This window comes from Silanimonas algicola, assembly GCF_054777375.1.
The window spans coordinates 197,662-221,385 of the sequence record NZ_BAAHAS010000002.1; the positions used below are offsets into that span (position 1 = coordinate 197,662).

The 23,724-nt window shown below is 70.2% G+C and carries 18 protein-coding genes and 1 pseudogene; 4 read left to right on the forward strand and 15 right to left on the reverse strand.

Going from position 1 to position 23,724, the window contains the following annotated elements; genetic code table 11:
• Positions 1–11 precede the first annotated feature (11 nt).
• Complete coding sequence (locus tag ACYVAK_RS06105) at positions 12–3,839, forward strand: YhdP family protein (RefSeq protein ID WP_461059003.1); 3,828 nt, start codon at positions 12–14, stop codon at positions 3,837–3,839.
• A complete protein-coding gene (tldD, locus tag ACYVAK_RS06110) occupies positions 3,826–5,265 on the forward strand; it encodes a metalloprotease TldD (RefSeq protein ID WP_461059005.1) in 1,440 nt (479 codons plus the stop codon). Before ACYVAK_RS06105 ends, tldD begins: the two co-directional genes overlap by 14 nt.
• Positions 5,266–5,417: 152 nt before the next feature.
• Here tldD and yjgA read toward each other — a convergent pair.
• Positions 5,418–5,975: pseudogene (gene yjgA, locus ACYVAK_RS06115) on the reverse strand (ribosome biogenesis factor YjgA); the annotation flags it as partial.
• Positions 5,976–6,016: 41 nt separating this feature from the next.
• Here yjgA and pmbA point away from each other — a divergent pair.
• Positions 6,017–7,372 (forward strand): metalloprotease PmbA, encoded by a 1,356-nt coding sequence (gene pmbA / locus ACYVAK_RS06120; protein ID WP_461059007.1) that lies wholly within the window; start codon positions 6,017–6,019, stop codon positions 7,370–7,372.
• Between the two features lie 74 nt (positions 7,373–7,446).
• A complete protein-coding gene (locus tag ACYVAK_RS06125) occupies positions 7,447–7,827 on the forward strand; it encodes a DUF4870 domain-containing protein (RefSeq protein ID WP_461059009.1) in 381 nt (126 codons plus the stop codon).
• On the opposite strand, the gene ACYVAK_RS06130 is transcribed toward ACYVAK_RS06125, so the two are convergent.
• From ACYVAK_RS06130 to bamA, 14 genes are all read right to left on the reverse strand, one after another.
• Positions 7,828–8,733, reverse strand: a complete 906-nt coding sequence (locus tag ACYVAK_RS06130) for a polyprenyl synthetase family protein (RefSeq protein WP_461059011.1) — start codon at positions 8,731–8,733, stop codon at positions 7,828–7,830. It lies immediately after the preceding gene.
• Positions 8,723–8,959, reverse strand: a complete 237-nt coding sequence (locus tag ACYVAK_RS06135) for an exodeoxyribonuclease VII small subunit (protein ID WP_461059013.1) — start codon at positions 8,957–8,959, stop codon at positions 8,723–8,725. Before ACYVAK_RS06135 ends, ACYVAK_RS06130 begins: the two co-directional genes overlap by 11 nt.
• 9 nt (positions 8,960–8,968) lie before the next feature.
• Positions 8,969–10,309, reverse strand: a complete 1,341-nt coding sequence (gene tilS / locus ACYVAK_RS06140) for a tRNA lysidine(34) synthetase TilS (protein ID WP_461059015.1) — start codon at positions 10,307–10,309, stop codon at positions 8,969–8,971.
• A 103-nt stretch (positions 10,310–10,412) separates the two neighbouring features.
• The gene (locus ACYVAK_RS06145; RefSeq protein ID WP_461059017.1) at positions 10,413–10,817 is read right to left on the reverse strand and encodes a phosphate ABC transporter substrate-binding protein; all 405 of its coding nucleotides are present in this window, start codon (positions 10,815–10,817) and stop codon (positions 10,413–10,415) included.
• Positions 10,818–10,831: 14 nt separating this feature from the next.
• Positions 10,832–11,974, reverse strand: coding sequence for a porin (locus ACYVAK_RS06150; protein WP_461059019.1), 1,143 nt, complete (start codon positions 11,972–11,974; stop codon positions 10,832–10,834).
• Positions 11,975–12,187: 213 nt separating this feature from the next.
• Positions 12,188–13,147 (reverse strand): acetyl-CoA carboxylase carboxyltransferase subunit alpha, encoded by a 960-nt coding sequence (locus ACYVAK_RS06155; protein ID WP_461059021.1) that lies wholly within the window; start codon positions 13,145–13,147, stop codon positions 12,188–12,190.
• A gap of 106 nt (positions 13,148–13,253) precedes the next feature.
• Positions 13,254–16,745, reverse strand: a complete 3,492-nt coding sequence (dnaE, locus tag ACYVAK_RS06160) for a DNA polymerase III subunit alpha (RefSeq protein ID WP_461059023.1) — start codon at positions 16,743–16,745, stop codon at positions 13,254–13,256.
• Between the two features lie 86 nt (positions 16,746–16,831).
• On the reverse strand, positions 16,832–17,014 hold the full coding sequence (locus ACYVAK_RS06165; protein WP_461059025.1) for a hypothetical protein: 183 nt from the start codon (positions 17,012–17,014) through the stop codon (positions 16,832–16,834).
• Between the two features lie 135 nt (positions 17,015–17,149).
• Positions 17,150–17,749: a ribonuclease HII gene (gene rnhB, locus ACYVAK_RS06170; protein ID WP_461059027.1), complete on the reverse strand. Its 600-nt coding sequence runs from the start codon at positions 17,747–17,749 to the stop codon at positions 17,150–17,152.
• Entirely contained in the window at positions 17,746–18,930 is a 1,185-nt protein-coding gene (lpxB, locus tag ACYVAK_RS06175) for a lipid-A-disaccharide synthase (RefSeq protein ID WP_461059029.1), read from the reverse strand. Before lpxB ends, rnhB begins: the two co-directional genes overlap by 4 nt.
• A gap of 15 nt (positions 18,931–18,945) precedes the next feature.
• Positions 18,946–19,731, reverse strand: coding sequence for an acyl-ACP--UDP-N-acetylglucosamine O-acyltransferase (gene lpxA / locus ACYVAK_RS06180; protein ID WP_461059031.1), 786 nt, complete (start codon positions 19,729–19,731; stop codon positions 18,946–18,948).
• Positions 19,728–20,195: a 3-hydroxyacyl-ACP dehydratase FabZ gene (fabZ, locus tag ACYVAK_RS06185; protein ID WP_461059033.1), complete on the reverse strand. Its 468-nt coding sequence runs from the start codon at positions 20,193–20,195 to the stop codon at positions 19,728–19,730. Before fabZ ends, lpxA begins: the two co-directional genes overlap by 4 nt.
• A complete protein-coding gene (gene lpxD, locus ACYVAK_RS06190) occupies positions 20,192–21,223 on the reverse strand; it encodes a UDP-3-O-(3-hydroxymyristoyl)glucosamine N-acyltransferase (protein WP_461059035.1) in 1,032 nt (343 codons plus the stop codon). The genes fabZ and lpxD overlap by 4 nt, the downstream gene beginning before the upstream one ends.
• 6 nt (positions 21,224–21,229) lie before the next feature.
• The gene (bamA, locus tag ACYVAK_RS06195; RefSeq protein WP_461059037.1) at positions 21,230–23,683 is read right to left on the reverse strand and encodes an outer membrane protein assembly factor BamA; all 2,454 of its coding nucleotides are present in this window, start codon (positions 23,681–23,683) and stop codon (positions 21,230–21,232) included.
• Between the last annotated feature and the right edge of the window lie 41 nt (positions 23,684–23,724).

Below are 23,724 nucleotides of genomic sequence, written 5' to 3' on the forward strand. Positions count from 1 at the left end.
GCCCCTGAGCCATGGCCTCCGTCGCGCGCCGCTGGTGGCGTCGCTGCCGCCGCATCGGCGGCTACGGCGTATTGGTGGTCCTGATCGTGGTGGCCGTTCTGGTCGCCGTCGCGAACCAGTTCCTCCCGGCCGTGGAAAAGCACCCGGAAGAGGTCGCCCGCTGGCTGTCGGAGCGCGTCGGCCAACCCGTCCGCTTCACCCGCATCGACGCCCGCTGGACACGGCAGGGGCCGCGGTTCGCCCTCGATGGCCTCGTGGTCGGGGAGGGCGAGCGCCAGCTCGCCATCGGCCGCGCGGACCTGCAGCTCTCGGTGTATTCGGGTTTGTTCCCCGGCATGCCCTTGACCGAGCTGAGCGTCGATGGCCTCTCGCTGACCCTCCACCAGGATGCCGACGGCCGCTGGCGGATGAGCGGCTTGCCCGAGCCCGCGAGGCCCGGGATCGATCCGTTCGACATGCTCGCCGGTTTCGGCGAACTGCGGGTGCAGGGTGCGGTGCTGCGCGTCCTTGCTGAGCGTTGGGGCATCGACCACACCCTGCCGCGCATCGATGGCCGCCTCCGCGTCAGCGATTCGCGGGTCCGCGGTGGCGTGCGGCTGTGGTCCGAGGAGGGCCGTGCGCCGCTCGACCTCATCGCCGACGTGGCCCGCGATGGCCGCCTCGGGCGCCTGTGGGTGGGCAGCGAGCAGGTCGATCTTCCGGCCTGGGGCCCGTTGTTGGCCGCGCTGGGCGTGGAGCCGCTGGCCGGTCGCGGCGAGCTCGGCGCCTGGATCGATCTCGATGATCGCCGGATCGCCCGCGTGGAAGTCCGCACCGCGCTGGAGGGCCTGAGCCTGCGGCGGGTCGGCACCGCCCTGCCGCCGGTGCGTTTCGAGCGGGCGGGCTTCGATGCGCAGTGGCGGCTCGAGGCGAACGGCTGGCAGGTCTCGGTGCCGGGCGGCACGTTCACCAACGGCACCAGCGAACAGCGCATCGACCGCTTCTGGATGGCCGGCGGCGAACGCCTCGCTCTCGAGGCCGAACGCATCGACATGGCGCCGCTGCTGGCGTTGGCGGCCCTCAGCAACCGCTTGCCCGGCGGTGTCGCCTCCTGGGTCGCCGAGGCTCGCCCGTCGGGCACGGTGCGTGCGCTGGCCGTGCCGGCGGCGGCGCCAGGGACCTTTGCCGGTCGGGCGACGCTCGAGGGCGTGGGCTTCGCGCCGGTGGGTCGCCGGCCGGGCCTCCGCGGCCTCGGGGGCAGCGTCGACTTCGATACGCACGGCGGGGTGCTCGCGCTCGATGGTGCGTCCATCGGCCTCGACTGGCCGGCGGAGTTCGGGCCGCTCTTGCCGCTCGGGCTGAGCGGCGAACTGGCGCTGTGGCGTGAGGGCGAAGGCCTGGGCCTCGGCAGCGACGCGCTTGCGATCGAAGCGCCCGGGTTGCGGATCGGCGCGCGTTTCGCGCTGGGGTTCCAGGGCGACGGCACGCGGCCGACGCTGGACCTCGCCGCCGACCTCGACGATTTCGACGTGGTCGATGCCAAGCGCTTCTGGCTGCGGACGACGATGAAGCCGCCCGTGCGGCAGTGGCTCGACACCGCGCTGGTCGCCGGCCGGGCGCGCGGTGGCCGGGTTGCGCTCGGCGGTGATCTTGACCACTGGCCATTCCGCGATGGCGGCGGGCGTTTCGATGCGCGGGTCGCGCTCGAGGACGTCACCCTGAGGTTCAACAACGCGTGGCCCGCGGCGACCGAGTTCCACGGTGAGGCCGTCTTCGACGGCCCGGGCATGGCGCTGACCGGGATGCGCGCCAAGCTGCTCGATTCGGTGGTCTCCGATGCGACGGGCGCGATCGATGATTTCAAGGCGCCGTGGCTCGACCTCGAGGTTCGCGGTGGCGGCGATGCCGGCGACCTCCGCCGGCTGGTGATGCAAAGCCCGCTCTATGCGCCCCAGCGGGCGAACCTGGACGCGCTGTCGATCAGCGGGCCCGCGGCGGTCGACCTGCAGCTGAGGCTGCCGCTGCGCAGGGATCTCGGCGAGCGGCACGTCGAGGGCACGCTGTCGCTCGACAATGCGAGCGTCGCCGATGCGCGCTGGACGATCGGTTTCGAGGGGCTGAGCGGGGCCATTCCCTTCAGCGACAAGGGCTTCGTTGTCGACGCCCTGCCGGTGCGCTACGGCGACAGCAAGGGCGCTCTGTCGCTGCGCGTCGGTGACAGGGTGCGCGAGGCGGCCCACCTCGCCGAGCTGCAGCTCGATGCCGCGCTCACGCCATCACAGTTGCTCGAGCGCAGCCCCGAACTGGCGTGGCTCCAGCCCTGGCTCGAAGGCCGCAGCCTGTGGGACGTGCGCGTCGACGTGCCGCGCGCGACGGCAGACGCACCCCCGCCGCCGGCGCGCCTCAGCCTCCGGTCCGACCTGGTCGGCACCCGGCTCGGCTTGCCCGCACCGTTGCGGAAAAGCGCCGCGACGCCGCTGCCGCTTCGCCTCGACCTGCCCCTGCCCGCCAAGGCCGGCGCCCTGCAGCTGCGGCTTGGCCGCCTGATGCAGCTGCGCGGCCGGATGGCCGACCGCGAGCGGCCGTTCGCGGCGGTCGCCGAGTTCGGCAGCATCGGCGACCCACTGCCCATTCCCGACGCCGGCATCGCCGTCCGCGGCCAAGTGCCGAGTCTCGATGTCGGCGGCTGGGTCGCCGCGGCGTCGGGTGGCACCACCGGTCAGGGCGGACTGCAATCCGTCGATGTGCAGGTAGGGGCCATCGACGTCCTTGATCGCAGCTTCGGTGAGGGCCGGGTGCGGCTGCGGCGGGAGGCGCAGGGTTTGTGGGTGGGATTCGACGGCGCGGCCATCGCCGGCGAGATCCGCGTGCCCGCGGCGGAGGGCGCGGCCGTCGACGGCCGCTTCGCGCGCCTGCACTGGCCGCCCGTCGACGCCAAGGCGATGACGGGCAGCCGTGCCGAGCCCGCCCCGGCAGTCGACGAGACCGATCCTTCCGGCCTGCCACCGCTGCAGTTCCGCATCGAGGACTTCCGCCTGGGCGAGGCCCGCTTGGGCCGGGCCGACATGCACACCTTCCCCACCCCGGAAGGCATGCACGTCGACCGCTTCAGTACGTCGTCGGAAGCCCTGACGCTGATGGCCAGCGGGGACTGGACGCGCATCGGCGGCCAGACGCGGTCGCGCTTCGCCGTCGACTTCGACGCCAAGAGCCTCGGCGGCATGCTCGACGCACTCGGCTTCGCCGGCATGGTCGAGGAAGGGCCGGTGAAATCGCGGATGGTGGGCGACTGGCCCGGCTCGCCGGGCAGCTTCCGTCTGGACCGCTTCGACGGCAGCCTGCGGGTGGATGTCGGCGCCGGCCGCCTGCTTGAAGTGGAACCGGGCACCGGTCGCTTCATCGGCCTCGTTTCCATCGCCGAGATTCCGCGCCGACTGACGCTGGATTTCAGCGACTTCTTCGAGAAGGGATTCGCGTTCAACGGCATGAGCGGCGACTTCGAGTTCAAGGACGGCGACGCGCGCACCGCCAACCTGCGCATCGATGGGCCCTCCGCGGAGATCAACGTGAGCGGCACGACCGCGCTGGCGGCGCGCGAGTACGACCAGCGCGTCGAAGTGCTGCCCAAGGCCGGCGGCGTGCTGCCGGCGATCGGAGCGGTCACCGGCGGCCCGGCGGGCGCCGCGCTGGGCGCCGTGGCGCAGGCCGTGTTCCAGGCGCCCTTGAAGCAGGCGACGCGCACCGTCTACAGCGTGCAGGGCCCTTGGGCCCAACCGGACGTCGACGTCGTCGAGCGCGGCCCGCGCCGCACCACCCCGAATCGCGACACCCCCGAAGGAATTCCCGATGACGCCGCTTGAACTCGCCGAACGCACCCTCCTCGCGCCCACGGGCCTCGGCCTCGACGACGTCGATCGCGCGCTGGCCGAACTGCTGGGCCCTGGCGTGGACGACGGCGACCTCTACTTCCAGCACAGCCGCCGCGAGAGCTGGACGGTGGAGGACGGCATCGTCAAGGACGGCGCCCACAGCATCGAACAGGGCGTGGGCGCGCGCGCCATCAGCGGCGAGAAGACCGGCTTCGCCTACACCGACGAGATCGACCTGCCGGCCCTGCTGGAATCGGCCCGCGCCGCCCGCGCGATCAGCCGCGAGGGCCTGAAGACGCCACTCGGCCAGCGCATCCGGGTCGCCGGCCATGCGCTCTATCCCGCCATCGACCCGATCGACCGCGTAGCACCCGAGGGCAAGCTGTCGAGGCTGCGCGAGATCGAAGCCTGGGTGCGCGCCGCCGATCCGCGCGTGGTGCAGGTCAGCGCCTCGCTGTCGGCCGCGGTCGACACCGTGCTGGTGGCCCGCGCCGACGGCACGGTGGCCGCCGACGTGCGCCCGCTGGTGCGCTTCAACGTGCAGGTGATCGTCGAGCAGGGCGGGCGCCGCGAATCCGGCTACGCCGGCGGCGGCGGGCGCTTCGACTACGTCGAACTGTTCGCCAACGGTCGCGCGGAAGGCCTCGCGAAAGAAGCGCTGCGGCAGGCCCTGGTGAACCTCGAGGCCATCGATGCGCCGGCCGGCGCGATGCCGGTGGTGCTGGGGCCCGGCTGGCCCGGCGTGCTGCTGCACGAGGCCGTCGGCCATGGCCTGGAGGGCGATTTCAACCGCAAGGGGACCTCGATCTACTCGGGCCGCGTCGGCGAACGCGTGGCGGCGCCCGGCGTCACCGTCATCGACGACGGCACGCTCGACGCGCGCCGCGGCTCGCTGAACATCGACGACGAGGGCGCGCCCACGCAGCGCACCGTGCTGATCGAGGACGGCATCCTCAAGGGCTACATGCAGGACAGCCTCAATGCCCGCCTGATGGGCGTCGCGCGCACCGGCAACGGCCGCCGCGAGAGCTTCGCGCACCTGCCGATGCCGCGCATGACCAACACCACGATGGCGGCAGGTTCGCACACGCTCGAGGAGATGATCGCCTCGGTCGAGCGCGGCCTGTTCGCGCCCAACTTCGGCGGCGGCCAGGTCGACATCACCACCGGCAAGTTTGTGTTCTCGGCCAGCGAGGCCTACCTGATCGAGAACGGGAAGATCACCGCGCCGGTGAAGGGCGCCACGCTGATCGGCAACGGCCCGGAAGTGATGAACCGCGTGGTGATGGTCGGCAACGACCTTCAGCTCGATGCCGGCGTGGGCGTGTGCGGCAAGAACGGCCAGAGCGTGCCGGTGGGCGTGGGCCAGCCGTCGCTCAAGATCGCGCAGATGACCGTCGGCGGCACGAAAGCCTGATGCGCGAGGCGATGCCCCGCGCAAGCGCGGCCTCAGTCGTCGCGGCGCCCGCCGAAATCGTCGTGGCGGTATTCGTCCAGCCCGTCGAGGCCGCCGATCTCGTCGAGGTCGTCGAGGGCGTGGTCGGTGGCGTTCGCCTCGGCCTCCAGCGCTTCGTCGATCGCGTCGGCGTCGTTGCTCCCGGCCTCGTCGGCCTCGGCCATCAGATCGCGCAGCACGCGGAAGATCTCGCGGAAGCTGTGCGGCGGCTTGTTCGCCAGCCGCTCGGCCTTGGCATTGCGCGCCAGCGTGCGCAGCTGCTGGCGGTCGGCCATCGGGTACAGCGCGATGAACTCCGCGAGGCCGGCGTCGCCGCCGTCGACGATCTTCAGTCGCCAGTGCTCGACGCGATGCAGGGCCGCGGCTTCGCGGCGGGCATCTTCCTTGGTGTGCTCGAGCGCCGCGCGCAGCGTGTCCAGCACGACGTCGTCCTCGCGCCGCATCTGCTTCGCCAGCCACTGGGTCTGGCGCTTGCGGGCAATGTGCGAGGTGATGCGCTGCGAGTCGATGACCAGCTCGCGCAGTTCGTCGGGCATGGGCAGGAGCGCCAGCGCCGCGGGGCTGGTGTCCATCAGCTTGCCGGCCATGGCCAGAACATCAAGGGCCTCGCGCCGCTTCGCGCTGCGGCTCTCGTCGAGGAATTCGCCGGTTTCGGGGTCGCGTCCGCGCATGCGCCGGGGCCGTACAGTTGAACGATGCACAGGATAACGCAGTGACCTCCACCCGATCTTCCGGCGCCGATGCCACCCTCGACCGCCTCGCCGAATTGTCGGCGCTTGCCGTGGCGGAAGCCCGACGCCTCGGCGCTTCGCAGGCGGAAGCCAGCGCCAACGACGAGCGCGGCCTCAACGTGAACGTCCGGATGGGCGAGGTCGAATCGGTCGAGCGCACCCGCGACCGCGGCATCGCCGTCACCGTCTATTACGGCCAGCGCAAGGCGAACGCCAGCACCGCCGACCTGAAGCCCGAAAGCCTGAAGCGCACGGTCGAGATGGCCTGCGCCATCGCCAAACACACCGAGCCGGATGCGGCCAACGGCCTCGCCGACGAAGCACGGATGGCCCGCGAATCGCGCGATTTCGACCAGTGGCACCCGTGGGCGATCGAGGCCGACGCTGCGGTGGCGCTGGCGCTGGAGGCCGAAGCCGCGGGCCGTGGCTTCGATCCGCGCATCAGCAATTCCGAAGGCGCGTCCGTGTCCACCAACGAGGGCCTGTCGGTCTATGCCAACTCGCACGGCTTCGTGGGCCGCGAGAAGAGCACCAGCCACTCGATCAGCGCCTCGCTGATCGCCGGGGCCGGCGAGGCCATGCAGGGCCAGTACTGGTACACCGCGGCCCTGCGCGCCGAGGCTCTCGAGAGCGCCGCCCACGTCGGCCGCAAGGCCGCCGAGCGCACGCTGGCGCGGCTGGATCCGCGCAGCGCACCGACCGGCGAGTTCCCGGTGCTGTTCGTGCCTGAAGTGGCGCGTTCGTTGATTGCGCACCTCGTCGGCGCGGTGTCCGGCGGGGCGCTCTACCGCAAGGCCAGCTTCCTCGTGGGCGCGCAGGGGCAGAAGCTTTTCCCGGACTGGTTCCGCATCGTCGAGCGGCCGCACCTCGTCGGCGGCTGGCGCAGCGGTGATTTCGACGCCGACGGCGTGGCCACGCGCGAATCGCCGCTGGTCGACGGGGGCGTGCTGCAGCGCTATGTCCTCGGCACCTATTCCGCGCGGCGGCTGGGCCTGGAGAGCACCGGCAACGCCGGCGGCGTGCACAACCTCGAAGTGGCGGCGAACGCCGACGGCTTCGACGCGATGCTGAAGGGCATGCGCCGCGGGCTCGTCGTGACCGAGCTGATGGGGCAGGGCGTCAACACCGTCACCGGCGACTACTCGCGCGGCGCGGCCGGCTTCTGGGTCGAGGACGGCGCCATCGCCTACCCGGTCGACGAACTCACCATCGCCTCCAACCTGCGCGAGATGTTCCTCGGGATCGAGGCCGTCGGCGCGGACGTCGACCGGCGCTCGGCCACGGCCGTCGGCAGCCTTCTGGTGGGCCGGATGACGGTGGCGGGTGGCGGAGACTGATTTCGCTTTGCCTTGACAGGCATTCACGCATTCACGACAGTGGGCGACGCGTTCACACCCTCTTGAGGAAGCCCATGTCCGACGCTTTTTCCCCCCCGCCCGCCCCGGCCGGTGACGTCTCCGCCGAGCAGCGCCAGTGGGGCCTGTTCGCCCACCTGTCCGCGCTCTCCGGTCTGATCATCCCGCTGGGAACGATCCTCGGCCCGCTGATCGTCTGGCAGGTCAAGAAGGACGAAATGCCGTTCGTGACGGACCAGGCCAAGGAGGCCTTGAACTTCAACATCACCGTCACGATCGCGGCCATCGTCGCCGGCATCCTGACGATCGTGCTGATCGGGCTGCTCCTGCTTCCGCTGATCGGTATCGCCTGGATCGTTCTGACCATCCTCGCGGCCATCAAGGCCAACGGTGGCGAGGCCTATCGCTACCCGTTCTCGCTTCGCCTGATCAAGTAATCAGCGGGCGCGCCGCACGGCCATGACGGCCAGGTCCGCGAGGGCCTGGCCGTCGTCGTTTCCGGCGCCGGTGAACGGGGCCAGCGCCGCGTCGAGGTCTCTTGCCACGGCGTCGAGCCGCGCGCGGGCGCCCTCGAGGCCGAGCAGGGTCACATAGGTGCTCTTGCCCTGTGCCTCGTCCTTGCCGGCGGTCTTTCCCAGCGTTGCCGAGTCCGCCTCGGCGTCGAGCAGGTCGTCCTTGATCTGGAAGCCGAGGCCGAGCAGGGCGCCGATGCGCCGGAGTCCCTGGAGGGTCTCGGCATCCGCACCGCGCAGTTGGCCTCCCATCACCACGGCGGCCTCGATCAGCGCGCCGGTCTTCATTCGATGCATGGTCGCCAGCGCGTCCAGCGACTGGGCTCGGCCGGTCATCGCCATGTCGATGGCCTGGCCGCCGCACATGCCGCGTGAACCCGTCGCGTGAGCCAATTCGCGCAGCGCGGCCCTCACCGTTTCCGCAGGGGCTGGGGCTGCCGAAAGCGCAAGGAAGGCTTCCGACTGCAGCGCATCACCGACGAGGATGGCCGTGGCCTCGTCGAACGCGACGTGGACCGTGGGGCGTCCACGGCGCAGCGCATCGTCGTCCATCGCCGGCAGGTCGTCGTGCACCAGCGAGTACGCGTGGACGAGCTCGATGGCGACGGCCGCCGCGTCGAGCGCGTCCTCGCCCGATGGCGCGGGCGGGGCGCCCATCGCGGCGCTGGCGGCATAGACCAGCAGCGGACGCAGCCGCTTGCCATCGCCGAGCACGGCGTAGCGCATGGCGGCGTGCAGGGCGTGCGGTTCGCGGGTGTCGTCAGGAAGTTGCCGCGCCAGCGCGGCGTCGACGCGGCGGCGCCACGCGTCGAGCGTGGCCTTACTCCGCATCGGCGCGGAACTCGCGCGCGCTGCCGGGGTCGGCCGGATCGGCAAGGAGACGGACGCGCAATTCCGCCTGTTCCAGTGCCCCCTGGCATTGCCGGTAGAGCGCAACGCCGCGTTCGTACGCGCCGAGCGATTCCTCGAGGCTCAGGTCGCCCCCCTCGAGTCGTTGCACCAGCGCCTCGAGTTCATCGAGGGCGCGCTCGAAATCCTGTGGCGGTGTCGGGCTCATCGCCGCAGTTTAACCGGGAGGCTCGCCCGGCTGCCAAAGCAGGCGAGCCCCGCGTGCCCGCAGCCAGGCCTCCAACGAAGCGCCATAGGCGAGGTCCCCGAGGGCCTGCAGTCGCCCGTCGCCATCCACCAGCAGGGGGACCGCGTCGCGCTCCCACGGGGGCAGGCCAAGGCGGACGAAATGCGCCTTCAGCGGGTGCGAGTGCCGCGCGCCGGCCGCGAGGAAACGAGGTGGGGCGGCTGACCGCGGTACCAGCGCCATCGGTTGGTCGAAGGCCTCCGCCCCAAGCAGCGTGAGCGTGCCTTGGCGTCCCTCCCGGGGGGGGAACGGCAGCCGGAGCGGCGACCGGCCGTCCCAAGGCACCGATGCCCATGCCGCGGCGTCCGGACTTCGCGACGCGCCGCTGCCACCCGCCGCATCGCGCGGTGTCAACCAAAGACGGTCGCCCCATTGACGCAGCATCGCGTCGCCCAGCGCATGCGCGAGTACCCGGCCGGGAGGTTGCCGTGACCACTCCCCCAGCACGCGTTCGACCACGTCCGTCGTCAGGCGGGCACCCTGCGTTTCCGCCCAAGAGCGCAGCGCCCGCGTTCCCCGGGGTGCGGGAAGTGCGCGCAACGCCTTCGCATCGAGCACGTCGCCGCGAAGGCCCAGCAGCGTGGCGACATCCTTCCGCGCCTGCGCGCGCAGCAGGTCGTCGGCTTCGGCGAGTCGCTGCGCGCTGTGTGCGAGGCTGGCGTCCACCTGCGGCCATTGCCGTCGGAGCAGCGGCAGCACGGTCCGGCGCAGATGGTTTCTCGACAGCCGTTCGTCGCGGTTCGACGGGTCGTCGATCCAGTCCAGCCCGAAGCGGGCCGCGTATTGTGCGACGGCCTGCGCGGGTGTTCGCAGCAATGGCCGCCAGATCGGCCCGCGAGCATCGACGGTGAACTCGCGCATGCCCGATAGGCCGCGCTCGCCGCTGCCGCGCAACAAGGCCAGGAGCAGCGTCTCGGCCTGGTCGTCGCGATGGTGGGCGAGCACCAGGCATTCGTCTGCTTGGCGTTCCGCCGCGAAGGCCGCATAGCGCGCCCGTCGCGCCGCGTCCTCGAGGCCGCCGCCCCGGGCCGCCACCGCCACCCGGCGTACCACGCAGTCCATGCCCATCCTGGCCGCCTGCGCTTCGCAATGGGCCGCCCAGCGCGCAGCATCGACATGCAGGCCGTGGTCGACGTGGACGGCGCGAAGGCCGGTCCACGGCGGCGCGGGGATCGCCGACAGGCGGTGCATCAGGGCGGTCGAATCGCGCCCGCCACTGAAGCCGACGAGCAATCGTCGCGGCGCATCGGCGGGAAAAGGCGTGAGGTCCATCGTGCAAGCCTGCCGCCCGCCGCCCTCGGCGCGCAAACCCTGGGCGGGAAACGACAGCGCCCGCCGTGGGGCGGGCGCTGACGGCGTGAAAACGCGGTCTTGCTCAGAAGTCGAGGATCACCTTGACGGTGCCGTCGACGGCGTCGTCGCTGATGTACCCGATGGCGCCGGGCGTCGAGGCGACCTTCGCCTTCACGGCCGCGTCGTCGGCGAGGTCCTCCGGGGCCTTGGCGCGCCCGGTGAAGACCAGTCGCGACCAGTGCGAGGCGAGCTGGGCGCCCGCGCGGCCGACCACGCCGGACTCGAACGGCGCGCGGACCGGGCCCTTCTGGAACACGACGACGGCCGGCTGGCCACCCACGGTCGGAGTGCGGCCGAGGAAGATCGCCTGGGCGGCGGCTTTGTCGAGCGTGCCTTGGCTGGAGTTCGCGGCGACAACCACCTTGCCGGCGAAGGCCGGCGAAGCGAAGGCGAGGGCGAGGGCGGCGATGTTGAAGATGCGATTCATGGTCGTCCTCCGGATCAGAACGTGAACGTGACGCCGACGGCGAACGTGTCCGCGTCCGCGCTCGCCGGGGTGTCGTTGGTGTATTGCGTGTAGTCGGCCTTCAACGCGACGTTGGCGGCGACGTCCCAGCGCAGGCCGTAGCTCCAGTAGGTCGCGTCGAGGGCTTCCGAGAGCACCACGCCCTGGGTCGCCGCGCGCAGGCCGGCCAGCGGCGGCACGTTCGGCAACAACGCGACGATGCCCGGCTTGGCTTCATTGTCGCGACGCGCCCACGTCACGCTCGGCATCCACGCGCCGAAACGGTAGCCACCGGTCACGTAGTACTGGGTGCGGTCGGCGTAGTACGCATCGTCGATCTGGGTGTCGGTCCACTCGCCGATCAGCAGCCAGTTGCCCTTGTTCACTTCGGCGGCGAGGCCGATGAAGCGACCGTGGTCCTCGCTGAAGTCGACCGCTTCGGCGACATTCGCGAAGCCGTTGCCACGAAGTGCGGACAGCAGCGGGTTGATCGCATCGGCATCGACCGAGACATCGGCCTGGATGTAGCTGGCCCGCAACGTCAGCCAGTCCGCGTACGTGGTGTCGGCATAGACGCCAACCAGCGAGCCCAGCTCCTGGGTGGCGGGGAGGTTGCTGATGGTGAGGCTGTCCTCGTTCTTGCCGCCGATCACGCCGATGTTCGAGAACCACTCGCCCGAGCCGAACGCGTAGGACGCGCTGGCGCCATCGTAGTTGCTGAACGTGGCGTTGTAGACCGCATGCGGCGGGCGCAGCCAGGGGTAGGCGTAGCCGACCTCGAGGAAGTCGGAATAGCGGAAGAAGGGCACGCGCTGGCGGCCGATCTTCGCGGACCAGCCGTTGCCGCCGTTCCAGCCGACATAGGCCCAGGCGAATTCAGGGTCGAAATCGTCGCGGCCGCGGGCCACGATCTGCGCCGTGGCCGACCACTGCTCGTTCAAGTCACCGCGAATCTGCAAGGCGAACAACGACTCGTCCTTGAAGTCCCAATCGCCGTCGTAGCCGGTGCCGGGGAACGCGTCCCCGTCGGTGACCGTGCCGGCCACCATCTGGCCAAAGCCGGTGATCTGGACGTTCTGCGCGGCGATAGACGTCGCCGAAAGGGCGGCAAGGATGCCGAGGGCCAAAAGGCGCTTCATCGAAATTCTCCGAAAGGTGGTGACGCAAGCGGGGCATCGACCCCGGGTAGCGAAACTTTAACGTTCGGATTCGGATGAACGTTTGACGGGAATCCCGCATTTCACGCTGTAGACACGCGTTTTTGCGATTCGCTCGTCATTCCCTTGCTGCGGTGCGGAATGGTTCAGTTTGGAAGGCCTCGCGGCGTGCGGTAACGCAGCATCGCCTCCCCCTCAAGCGGTCGCGAACGCCCCGTACTTCCGCAGTCGCGCATAGCGGCGATCGAGCAGCGTCTCCTTGGGCAGTCCCTCGAGCTTGGCCAGCTCGGCCATCAGCGTGGCCTTGAGGGTCTGGGCCATGGCCTGCGGATCGCGATGGGCCCCGCCCAGCGGTTCCTTGACGATGAGGTCGATCAGGCCGTTGTCCTTCAGCCGCGGTGCCGTGAGGCCCATGGCCTCGGCGGCGTCCTTGGCCTTGTCGGCCGACTTCCACAGGATCGACGCGCAGCCTTCGGGCGAGATCACCGAATAGGTCCCGTACTCGAGCATCAGCGTGATGTCGCCGACGCCCACGGCCAGCGCGCCGCCGGAGCCGCCTTCCCCGATCACCGTGCACAGGATCGGCACGCTGAGCTCGGCCATCTCCAGCAGGTTGCGGGCGATGGCTTCCGACTGGCCGCGCTCCTCGGCGCCGATGCCGGGGTAGGCGCCGGGGGTGTCGATGAAGGTGAGGATGGGCAGCTTGAAGCGCTCGGCCATCTGCATCAGCCGCAGCGCCTTGCGGTAGCCCTCGGGGCGCGGCATGCCGAAATTGCGGCGGATCTTGCTCTTGGTGTCGCGGCCCTTCTGGTGGCCGATCACCATCACGCTGCGGCCGTCGATGCGGGCGAGGCCGCCCACGATCGCGGCGTCGTCCGCGAAGGCGCGGTCGCCGGCCAGTTCGTGGAACTCCTCGGCGATCAGGCCGAGGTAGTCGAGCGTGTAGGGGCGCTGCGGGTGGCGGGCCAGCTGGCTGATCTGCCATGGCGTGAGGGTGGCGAAGATCTCCGCCGTGCGGGCCCTCAGCTTCTCCTCGAGGCCACGGATCTCGCTTTCGATATCCACGGCCGGGCCGGTGCTCGCGTGCCGGAGCTCGTTGATCTTGGCTTCAAGATCGGCGATGGGCTGTTCGAAATCGAGGAAGTTCGGATTCATTTGCTTGGGACTTGGAGGGCGTTCCCCGGGAGAACCCGGGCCGCTAGAGCAAAGAGTCTAGCTGGGGGGGCGGGGTGCCGGCCATGGGGCGCGGGCGCCCCGGCGCTCAGCCCTGCAGCCAGGGTTTGTGCAGTTGGAGTTTGACCGTCTCCACGAAAGGCAGGCGGCGCAGGCGGGACAGCAGGTCGGAGGCCGTCCGGACGCCCTCCCGGCCCCCCAGGTCGAGGCTGCCGGCCGCGCCGGGGCGCTTGAGGTCCAGCCGCAGCGGGGTGGGGCCCGGCCGGTACTCGGCCAGCAGGCCCTGCAGCTGCTCGAAGGCCCCTTTGCCGCGCAGGTCGGCCGACAGGGCGATGCGCCGGGCATGGGTGTCGAGCAGGGCCTTGAAGTCCCAGGCCTGCTTCACCCGCATGGACAGCTCGCCGCTCACCCGGTCCGCGCCCACCTGGCCCTCGACGATGAGGATGCGGTCGCGCGACAGCAGGTGGCCGAAGCCGGTGCAGGCCTCACGGAAGAAGGCCAGCTCGATCTGGCCGTGGCCGTCGTCGATCTGCGCGAAGGCCATGGCGTCGCCGCGCTTGCGCACGTTGCCCACGAGGCCGGCGAGGATCATCGTCGCCTCGTTGCGGCGGTCCTTGCGCTGCGCCCAGGTGGCCTCGACCTCGCCGAGGTGGATGTTGACCAGCTCCGACAGCTCGGTGCGCCACGGGTCGATCGGGTGGCCGCTGAGGTAATGGCCCAGCGTCTCGCGCTCGCCGGCCAGCAGCTGCTCCAGCGGCCACTCGTCGCAGGCCGGCAGGTCGACCTTCGCCACCGGCGCGTCGGCGAAGCCGCCGAACAGCGAGACCTGGCCGGCAGCGGCCGAACGCGCGGCCTGTTCGCTGGCCTTCACCGCCTCGGGCAGCTGCAGCAGCAGCGACGCGCGGTTGGGTGCGAAGCCGTCCAGCGCACCGGCGTTGATCATCGCCTCGACCGCGCGGCGGTTCATCTTGGTGGGGTCGACGCGCTCGCAGAAATCCAGCAGGTCGCGGAACGGGCCCTTGGCCTCGCGGGCCTGCACGATGGCTTCGGTCAGGCCGGTGCCCACGCCCTTGATGGCGCCGAGGCCGTAGCGGATCGTGCGCGCGTCCGTGGCTTCGAACATGGTCGCCGAGTGGTTCGCCTTCGGCGGCAGCACGGTGAGCTGCAGCGCGCGGCACTCGTCGAGGAAATTGACGACCTTGTCGGTGTTGTCCATATCGGAGGACAGCACCGCGGCCATGAACTCGGCGGGGTAGTGCGTCTTCAACCAGGCGGTCTGGTACGAGACCAGCGCGTAGGCGGCGGCGTGCGACTTGTTGAAGCCGTAGCCGGCGAACTTCTCCATGAGGTCGAACACGGCGTCGGCTTTCGCTTCGTCGATGCCGTTCTTCGCCGCGCCCTCGCGGAACATGGCGCGGTGCTTGGCCATCTCCTCGGGCTTCTTCTTGCCCATCGCGCGGCGCAGCAGGTCGGCGCCGCCGAGCGAATAGCCGCCCAGCACCTGCGCCATCTGCATCACCTGCTCCTGGTAGACCATGATCCCGTAGGTCTCCTCCAGCACCGGCTTCACGCGCGGGTCGGGGTACTCGACCGCCTCCTTGCCGTGCTTTCGAGCGTTGAAGCTGGGGATCAGGTCCATCGGGCCGGGACGGAACAGCGACACCAGCGCGATCAGGTCCTCGAAGCGGTCCGGCCGCGCCTCGCGCAGCAGGTTGCGCATGCCCGAGGATTCGAACTGGAACACCGCCACCGTCTGCGCGCGGCTGAACAGCTCGAAGGTCGGGCGGTCGTCGAGCGGGATGCGCGCGATGTCGAGCGGCGGCTCGCCTTTCTCGGCGCGCCGCTTGTTGATGGCCTTCACCGCCCAGTCGATGATCGTCAGCGTGCGCAGGCCGAGGAAGTCGAACTTCACGAGGCCGATGGCCTCGACGTCGTCCTTGTCGAACTGGGTGACGGCGCCCTTGCCCCCGGGTTCCGAGAACAGCGGGCAGAAATCGGTGAGCGGCGTCGGCGCGATGACGACGCCACCCGCGTGCTTGCCGGCGTTGCGCGTGAGGTCCTCGAGCTGGCGCGCCAGGTCGAGCAGGTCGCGGACGTCGTCCTCGCGGGCGTAGCGCTCGATCAGCTCGCCCGAGCGCACGGTGTCGTCGGTCTTGCCTTTCTCGGTCTCGCCCAAGGCGTCGTCGAGCGCGATGCCGAGCACGTTCGGGATCAGCTTGGCGACGCCGTCGACGAAGCCGTACGGATGCCCCAGCACGCGGCCGCAGTCGCGCACCACGGCCTTCGCGGCCATGGTGCCGTAGGTGATGATCTGGCTGACGCGGTCGCTTCCGTATTTGCGGCTGACGTAGTCGATGACCTCGTCGCGGCGGTCCATGCAGAAGTCGATGTCGAAGTCGGGCATCGACACGCGTTCGGGGTTGAGGAAGCGTTCGAACAGCAGGTTGTAGGCCAGCGGGTCGAGGTCGGTGATGCCAAGCGCGTAGGCCACCAGCGAGCCGGCGCCGGAACCACGGCCCGGGCCCACGGGGATGCCGTGTTCCTTCCCCCAGTTGATGAAGTCGGCCACGATCAGGAAGTAGCCGGGGAAGCCCATCTTGATGATGACGTCGACTTCGCGCGTGAGGCGGTCGGCGTAGTCCTGCGCCGAGAGCCCGGGTGCCGGATCGTGCGAGGCAAGGCGCTTGGCGAGGCCGCGTTCCGCTTCGGAGCGGATCCAGGTGTCCAGCGTCTCGCCGTCCGGCACCGGGAAGGCCGGCAGGTAGTAGGTGCCCAGCGACAGCGCGAAATTGCAGCGCGCCGCGAGATCGACGGTGTTGGTGAGCGCGTCCGGCAGGTCGTGGAACAGCGCCTCCATTTCCTCCGTCGACTTCAGGTATTGCTCGGCGGTGAAGTCGCGCGGGCGCTTCGGGTCGTCGAGCACGCGGCCCGTCGCGATGCAGACGCGCGCCTCGTGCGCGTCGAAATCGTCGCGGTCGAGGAAGCGCACCGCATTGGTCGCGATCGCCGGCAGGCCGCGCGCCGCGGCCATCTCCAGCGCGGCGCGGTTGAAGGCTTCCTCGCCGGCTTTGCCGGTGCGGGTCAGCTCGATGTAGAGGCGGTCGTCGAAGCGTCGCGCGTAGCGGTCGAGCAGCCGGGCCGCATGGTCGTCGCGCCCGCCGCTGAACGCCTGGCCGAGCGGGCTGTCGGCGCCCAGCGCCAGCAGCAGGCCCTCGTGGTCGTCGAACAGCCACTCCGGTCGGATGCCCAGCACGTCGCCGCGCTGTCCGTCGGCGTAGGCGCGGGTGATGAGGCGCGAGAGCGAGAGGTAGCCGCGGCGGTCGAGGCACCACGCGGTCACCCGGCCCTGCACGGCCTCGCCGTCGTCGAGCGTGAGCTGGGCGCCGGCGATCGGCTTCAGGCCCTTGCCCTCGGCCTCCTTGCAGAACTTCACCAGCCCGAACAGGTTGGTCGGGTCGGTGAGCGCGACCGCCGGCTGCCCGCGCTGCGCGCAGCGCTTGGCGAGGTCGGGCAGGCGGATGGTCGAATCCGTCAGCGCGTACTCGCTGTGGACGTTGAGGTGGACGAAGCGGGGCGGCATGGCGGCGTCCGGGGCAGACGCCGCAGGCTACGTGCCTCGCATCGACGGGACAAGGACTTGACGTTCCGGTCCCGGCCGCCGCGCCCTCAGCGCGCGTAGCGTGCGTCGGCGTAGCTGCGGCCGCGGTGCAGCTGGCGATCGAGGCGCTGCACCTGCTCGGCCAGCTGGCGCAGGGCCAGGTACTCGTCTTCTCGGCGCTGGTGCTCGGTGCGCGGGGACGGGCTGGGCTGCGGGGCGTGGGTGGGGTGCGGGCGGCTGGTGGCGTTCATGGCGGGGCTCATCGGGGTCTCGTGGCCTCGCCACGGGGCCGCGGCGAGGTGGCGACAGTCTCCGTGTCCGCCCGTCGTGCGCGAAGTCACAAAAGTCAGCATGACCACCGGCGCAATGCCGGAAGTCACGGCGCTTCAGAGCAGGCCGGGCGTCTGCGCAGCGCGCACGGGGGCGAAGCTGCGGCGGTGCGCCGGGCAGGGCCCGAACCGGCGCAGGGCCTCGAGGTGCTGAGGGCTCGGGTAGCCCTTGTGCGCGGCGAAGCCGTACTCCGGATGGGTCGCATCGAGCTCCAGCATCCAGCGGTCGCGCGCGACCTTGGCGAGGATCGAGGCCGCCGAGATCGCCGCGATCTTGGCATCGCCCTTGACGATGGCTTCGGCATCGACGCCCAGCCCCGGCGGCACGCGGTTGCCGTCGACGAGCACGCGCGACGGCGGGCTGGCGAGCGCCGCGACCGACCGCCGCATGCCCGCCATCGTCGCCTGCAGGATGTTGAGACGGTCGATCTCGTCGGCGTGCACGAACACGATGGCGAAGGCGAGCGCGTCGGATTGAATGCGCGGGAACAGCGCTTCGCGGCGGGCTTCGGTGAGCGCCTTGGAATCGCCGAGCCCGTCGATGCGTCGTGCCGGGTCGAGGATCACCGCAGCCACCGCCACCGGGCCGGCCAAGGGGCCGCGGCCGGCTTCGTCGACCCCGGCGAGGCCCGGCACAGTCCACGAAGGATCGATCATCGCGCCAGCAGCGTGGATACCGCTTCGGCAGCGGCGCGCGGCGTCGGCGCGTGCAGCGCCTCGTGCAGGCCTTCGAAGCGCTGGCGCTGGGCCGCCGTCAGCCCCTCGCGCAGCAGGCGCTCGATGTCGTCGGCCAGCACCTCGGCACGACAGTCGGCCTGCATGCGCTCCGGCACCAGCGATTCGCCGGCCAGCACGTTCGGCAGGCTGTAGCGCTCGACCTTCAGCAGGCCAAAGGCCTTGACGATGAAGTGCGTGAGCGGCGCGATGCGGTAGGCCACGACCATCGGCCGCTTGGCGAGCATCGCCTCGAGGGCCGCGGTGCCCGAGGCCAGCAGCACCGCGTCGCTGGCCACCATCGCCTCGCGGGCTCGGCCGTCGACGAGGTGCAGTCCGCCGTGCAGGGCGAGCGAGGCGGGATGCGCCGCGAGCAACGCTTGGAAGCGCTCGCGGCAGCGCGGGTTCGCCATCGGGGCCACGACGCGCAGGTGCGGTAGGCGTTCGCGCAGCAGGGCGACCGCGTCGAGGAAGACCGGGCCGAGGCGCGCGATCTCGCTGCCGCGGCTGCCGGGCAGCAGGGCGAGCAGCGGGGCGTCGCCATCGAGGCCCAGCGCGCGGCGGGCCGAGTCGCGGTCCGGGCGCATCGGCAGCATGGCGGCCAGAGGATGGCCGACGAAACTCGCCTCGACGCCGTGCTTGGCGTAGATGGCCGGCTCCATCGGGAACAGGCAGAGCACGCGGTCTGCCGAAGCGCCGATCTTCGCCGCGCGGCCCTCGCGCCAGGCCCAGATCGAGGGGCTGACGTAATGCACGGTGCGGACACCGCGCTGCTTCAGCCATTGCTCCAACCCGAGGTTGAAATCGGGGGCGTCGATGCCGATGACGACGTCCGGCCGCCAGGCCAGCAGCCGTTCCCGCAGTTCGCGACGCAGGCGCAACAGCCGGGGCAGGTGCTTGAGCACCTCGACGAGGCCCATCACCGCGAGCGCCTCGCAGTCGTACCACGCCGTGACGCCGGCGGCGCGCATCTCCGGCCCCGCGACGCCAACGAACTCGGCGTCGGGATGGCGCTGCTTCAGGTCGCGGACGAGCGCGGCCCCCAGCAAATCGCCGGACGCCTCGCCGGCGACCAGCGCGATGCGCAGCGGCTGGCTCACCGGAATGCGGTCGACCTCGCCCATGCGGGTGGCGCGCCGTCAGCGCAGCAGGCCGCGCTCGCTCGACTCGATGAAGGCGAGCATGCGGGCGACGTCGTCCGATGTGAGGGCCGCTTCCGCAAGCTGCTGCTTGGCTTCGGCCAGCGGCGCGCCCGACATGAACACGGCGCGGTAGGCACGCTTGATCGCGGCGATGCGCTCGGCGTCGAAGCCGCGGCGCTTCAGCCCCTCGGCGTTGATGCCGCGGGGCACCGCGTACTTGTCGGCGACGATCACGAAGGGCGCGACGTCGGCGTTGACCAGGCTGCCCATGCCGACGAAGGCGTGGGCCCCGATGCGGCAGAACTGGTGGATGCCCGCGAAGCCACCGAGGATTGCCCAGTCCTCCACGATGACGTGGCCGGCGAGCGTGGCGTTGTTGGCGAAGATGCAGTGATTGCCGATGACGACGTCATGCGCAACGTGAACGTAGGCCATCACCCAGTTGTCGTTGCCGATGGTGGTGACACCGCCGCCGTCGACGGTGCCGCGCGAGAACGTGGTGAATTCGAAGATCGTGTTGCGGTCGCCGATGACGAGCCGAGTCGGCTCGCCCTTGTGCTTCTTGTCCTGCGGCTCGCCACCGAGGCTGGCGTGCGCATGGATCACGTTGTCGCGGCCGATGGTCGTCGGGCCGAGGATCGAGCAGTGCGAACCGATGCTCGTGCCCGCGCCGATCTCGACGTCGGGCCCGATCACGGTGAAGGGGCCGACCGAGACGCCGTCGTCCAGCCGGGCCTTCGGGTCGATGATGGCGGTCGGGTGGATGGCGGCGTTCGCGTTCATGCGGCCTTGGTCTCCGCGCAAAGCATCTCGGCGCTGGCCACTTCCTTGCCGTCCACGAGCGCCTTGCCTTCATAGAGCGCCATGTTGCGGATGGTGCGCTTCAGCGTGACTTCGAGGATGAGCTGGTCGCCGGGCACCACCATCTTCGAGAAGCGGGCGTTGTCCACCTTCACGAGGTAGAACTGGCTCGGGCCGTTGTTTTCGGCGCAGGCCTTGCCCTCCGAGAGCATCGAGAGCAGGCCGCCGGCCTGCGCCATCGCCTCGATCACCAGCACACCCGGCATCACCGGGTTGCCCGGGAAGTGGCCGGTGAAGTGCGGCTCGCTGGCGGTGACGTTCTTCAGTGCGACGATGCGCTGGCGAGGGTCGACCGAGAGCACGCGGTCAACGAGCAGGAACGGATGGCGATGGGGCAGGAGGCGCTCGATGCAGCGGACATCGAGCGGGAAGGGGGGCAGGGTCATGGGCTGGAATCGGTCTTCTTGAGCAGGATTCTGGCGAGTCGGTCGAGCTGGCCGAAGCGCGCGGCATTCTTGCGCCATTCGCGCTTCGGCTGCAGGGGCGTCCCGGAAGCGTACTCCCCCGGCTCGCCGAGCGAATGGGTGACGAGGCTCATGGCACCGATCGTCACCTTGTCGGCGATCTCGAGGTGGCCGAGGATGCCCGCTGCCCCACCCACCAGGCACCAGCGGCCGATCCGCGTCGAGCCCGCCACGGCGACGCATCCGGCCATCGCCGTGTGCGCGCCGATGCGCACGTTGTGGCCGATCTGGATCTGGTTGTCGAGGCGGACGTCGTCTTCGAGCACGGTGTCGTCGATCGCGCCGCGGTCGATCGTGGTGTTCGCGCCGATCTCGCAGTCGTCGCCGACCACCACGCCGCCGAGCTGGGGGACGTTGATCCAGCGCCCGCCGTCGACGGCGAGCCCGAAGCCGTCGGCGCCAAGCACGGCCCCCGGATGGATGCGGACGCGTCGGCCAAGGCGCACGCGGCGGACGAGGGTCACGCGGGCCACCAGCTCGCAGCCCGCGCCGACGATGCAGTCCTCGCCGACCACGCTGCCGGCGCCGAGCACCGCCCCCGCCTCGACGATGCTCCGCGCACCGACGCTGACGAAGGGGCCGATGTGGGCGCTCGGATCGATGGTCGCGGTCGGGTCGATGGCGGCGCTGGCGTGGACGCCCGGAGGACGCGAGGGCGTGCGTTCGAACAGCGACGCGATGCGCGCATAGGTCGCGTAAGGGTTCGCGCTCAGTAGCGCCGGTACCGGGCTGTGGGCGGCTTCCGACGGGTGCAGCACCACCGCCGCGGCGCGGGTGGCGGCGAGGTGCTTGCGGTAGGCCGTGTTGGCCAGGAAGGCCAGCGACCCGGCCGGCGGTGATTCGGCCTGGAGGGGGGCGACGCCGGCGATCTCGGCGTCATCGCCACGCCACTCGAGCCCGAACCGTTCGGCGAGCGCCGACAGGCGGAAGCGCGGGATCGTCGCTTCCATCCGCCGTCAGAACTGGCCGCCGAACGTGAACTGCAGGTTCTCCGTGCGGTCGCTGTCCTCGGAACGGAACGGCGATGCCCACGAGATCGAGATCGGACCCATCGGGGACTGCCACTGCAGCGCGACGCCGGCCGAGGCGCGGATGTCGCCCGAGCCGAATTCCCGCGTGTTGCGCCAGACGTTGCCGAAGTCCATGAAGGCCGAAAGGCGGACGCCGCGCGAATCGAACAGCGACGGGAAGTAGGTCTCGACCGAACCGATGGCCTTGAACGCGCCGCCGAGCGACTGGCGGAAGTCCGAAGCGTTGCCGAAGTCGAGCGACGATACCGGTCCCAGGGTGTTCTGCTCGAAACCGCGCAGTGAGCCCGGTCCGCCGGCGTAGAAGTTCTCGAAGAAGGGCAGGCCGAAGTCACCGGTCTTGCCGTAACTGTCGCCATAGCCGATCGATGCGCGCGTCTCGACCACCAGCGCGCGGTTGATCGGCCAGAACTTCGAGAAGTCGTAGGCGATCTTGTAGTACTCGAGGTCGGAGCCCGGCAGGGTCACTTCGGCGCCGATGCGGTTGTAGGTGCCCGCCGTCGGAGCGAAGAAGTCGTTACGGGAGTCGCGCGCCCAGCCGGCCTGCATGCGCCACGCGTTGACGGTCCAGAGCCGGCTGCCCGCGACCTGGCGGATCGTGCAGGTCGGCAGGGTATTCCCGCCCGCGTCGACGTCCGGCACGCAGGGGAAGGCGTTCGGCGTGTCGCCGGGGGCGAAGGCGAAGCGGGCGCGGTCGCCGAGGGTGGCCACGAGGTAATCGATCAGCTCCGGGGGCGTCGACCCGTCGATCGAGGTGAGGTCCACCTTGTCGATGCCGACGGACGCCGAGATGCTGTCCGTTTCCGACAGCGGCAGGCCGAACACCGCTTCGAAGGCGGCGTTGTCCGTCTGGTAGCTGGCGATGTTGAAATCGCTGAAGTCGTTCTCGCTGTACGAGAGGTTGTAGCCCAGCGAGATCCCGCTGTCGGTGAAGTAAGGGTCCATGAACGAGAAGCTCACGCCCTTGCTGTAGCTGTTGTTCTGCACCGACACCGACACCTTGTTGCCGGAGCCGAGGAAGTTGTTCTGCGACAGCGACAGCTGGATGCTCGCGCCGTAGAGCTGGCTGTAGCCGAGGCCGAACTGGAACTGGCCGAACTGGCGCTCCTTGACGCTCACCACCACGTCGACCTTGTCCGGCTCGCCGGTGACGGCCGGCGTCTCGATCTCGACGGTGTCGAAGTACCCGAGGCGCTGGAGGCGGATCTTCGAGCGGTCGATGGCGGCCTGGGAGTACCACGTGCCCTCGAACTGGCGGAGTTCCCGGCGCATCACCTCGTCGGCGGTGGTGTCGTTGCCCTTGAAGACGATGCGGCGGACCTGCACGCGTGGGCCCGGGTTCACGACGAAGTTGATCGCGACCTCGTTCTTCTCGCGGTCGATGGTCGGCACCGGGTTCACTTCGGCGAAGGCGTAGCCGATGTTGCCGAGCACGGCGGTGATGCTGTCGGAGGTGAGTTCCAGCAGCTGCCGGGAGAAGGTCTGGCCTTCGCGGACGAACAGCATCCCCTCCACTTCCTCGACCGGGAGGATCGTGTCGCCGCTCACCTGCACCGACGAGATCGAGAACACCTCGCCTTCCGTCACGCTGGCGCCGATCGTCATGTCGCGGCGGTCGGGGCTGATCGCGACCTGCGTGGATTCGACGTTGAAGTCGACGTAGCCGCGGTCGAGATAGTAGTTCGTGAGTTTCTCGAGGTCGCCGGAGAGCTTCTCCCGCGAGTACTGGTCGTCGCGCCGGTACCAGGAAAGCCAGTTGCTGGTGTTCGACTCCCAGTTGCGGCGGAGCTCGGCGTCCCCGTAGACGGTATTGCCGACGATGTTGATGTCGCGGATGCGCGCGGCCTTGCCCTCGTCGACGGTGATCGCCACGTCGACGCGGTTCATCGGCAGGTTGGTGACGGTCGGCGTGATCGTGACCGAGTACTTGCCGCGGTTGTTGTACTGGCGGATCAGCTCCTGCGTGACGCGGTCCACGTTCAGCGGGTTGTAGGTCTCGCCTTCGGCGAGGCCGATGCCGCGCAGGCCCTTCAGCAGCTCCTCGGACTTGATGTCCTTGTTGCCGGAGAGGGTGATCTTGTTGATGGCCGGACGCTCGACCACCTTGATGACGAGGATGTTGCCCTCGCGGGCCAACGACACGTCGCTGAAGAACCCGGTCCGGAAGAGGGCGCGGATCGCCTCGCCGGCGCGGGCCTGGTCCAGCGTTTCGCCGCGTTCGACCGGCAGGTAGGAGAAGACCGTGCCGTTCGAGATGCGCTGCAGGCCGTCGACGCGGATGTCCTGCACCTCGAAGACGCCGATGGACTGGGCCACGGCGGTGCCGGACAGGGCGGCGGCGAGGGCGAGGGCGAGCAGGCGGCGGGTGGGGCGATGCGTCATGGAAACGTCCAAAAGCGGCAGGCCCGGTGGGCCCGCGGGGT

Excerpts from the sequence above, each read along its gene's own strand:
- bamA (WP_461059037.1), bottom strand. The coding sequence starts at position 23,683 with ATGACGCATCGCCCCACCCGCCGCCTGCTCGCCCTCGCCCTCGCCGCC.
- dnaE (WP_461059023.1), bottom strand. The coding sequence starts at position 16,745 with ATGCCGCCCCGCTTCGTCCACCTCAACGTCCACAGCGAGTACGCGCTG.
- ACYVAK_RS06125 (WP_461059009.1), top strand. The coding sequence starts at position 7,447 with ATGTCCGACGCTTTTTCCCCCCCGCCCGCCCCGGCCGGTGACGTCTCC.
- rnhB (WP_461059027.1), bottom strand. The coding sequence starts at position 17,749 with ATGATCGATCCTTCGTGGACTGTGCCGGGCCTCGCCGGGGTCGACGAA.
- ACYVAK_RS06135 (WP_461059013.1), bottom strand. The coding sequence starts at position 8,959 with ATGAGCCCGACACCGCCACAGGATTTCGAGCGCGCCCTCGATGAACTC.
- fabZ (WP_461059033.1), bottom strand. The coding sequence starts at position 20,195 with ATGACCCTGCCCCCCTTCCCGCTCGATGTCCGCTGCATCGAGCGCCTC.
- lpxD (WP_461059035.1), bottom strand. The coding sequence starts at position 21,223 with ATGGAAGCGACGATCCCGCGCTTCCGCCTGTCGGCGCTCGCCGAACGG.
- ACYVAK_RS06105 (WP_461059003.1), top strand. The coding sequence starts at position 12 with ATGGCCTCCGTCGCGCGCCGCTGGTGGCGTCGCTGCCGCCGCATCGGC.
- ACYVAK_RS06150 (WP_461059019.1), bottom strand. The coding sequence starts at position 11,974 with ATGAAGCGCCTTTTGGCCCTCGGCATCCTTGCCGCCCTTTCGGCGACG.
- ACYVAK_RS06155 (WP_461059021.1), bottom strand. The coding sequence starts at position 13,147 with ATGAATCCGAACTTCCTCGATTTCGAACAGCCCATCGCCGATCTTGAA.
- tldD (WP_461059005.1), top strand. The coding sequence starts at position 3,826 with ATGACGCCGCTTGAACTCGCCGAACGCACCCTCCTCGCGCCCACGGGC.
- ACYVAK_RS06145 (WP_461059017.1), bottom strand. The coding sequence starts at position 10,817 with ATGAATCGCATCTTCAACATCGCCGCCCTCGCCCTCGCCTTCGCTTCG.
- lpxB (WP_461059029.1), bottom strand. The coding sequence starts at position 18,930 with ATGGGCGAGGTCGACCGCATTCCGGTGAGCCAGCCGCTGCGCATCGCG.
- lpxA (WP_461059031.1), bottom strand. The coding sequence starts at position 19,731 with ATGAACGCGAACGCCGCCATCCACCCGACCGCCATCATCGACCCGAAG.
- ACYVAK_RS06165 (WP_461059025.1), bottom strand. The coding sequence starts at position 17,014 with ATGAACGCCACCAGCCGCCCGCACCCCACCCACGCCCCGCAGCCCAGC.
- tilS (WP_461059015.1), bottom strand. The coding sequence starts at position 10,309 with ATGGACCTCACGCCTTTTCCCGCCGATGCGCCGCGACGATTGCTCGTC.
- ACYVAK_RS06130 (WP_461059011.1), bottom strand. The coding sequence starts at position 8,733 with ATGCGGAGTAAGGCCACGCTCGACGCGTGGCGCCGCCGCGTCGACGCC.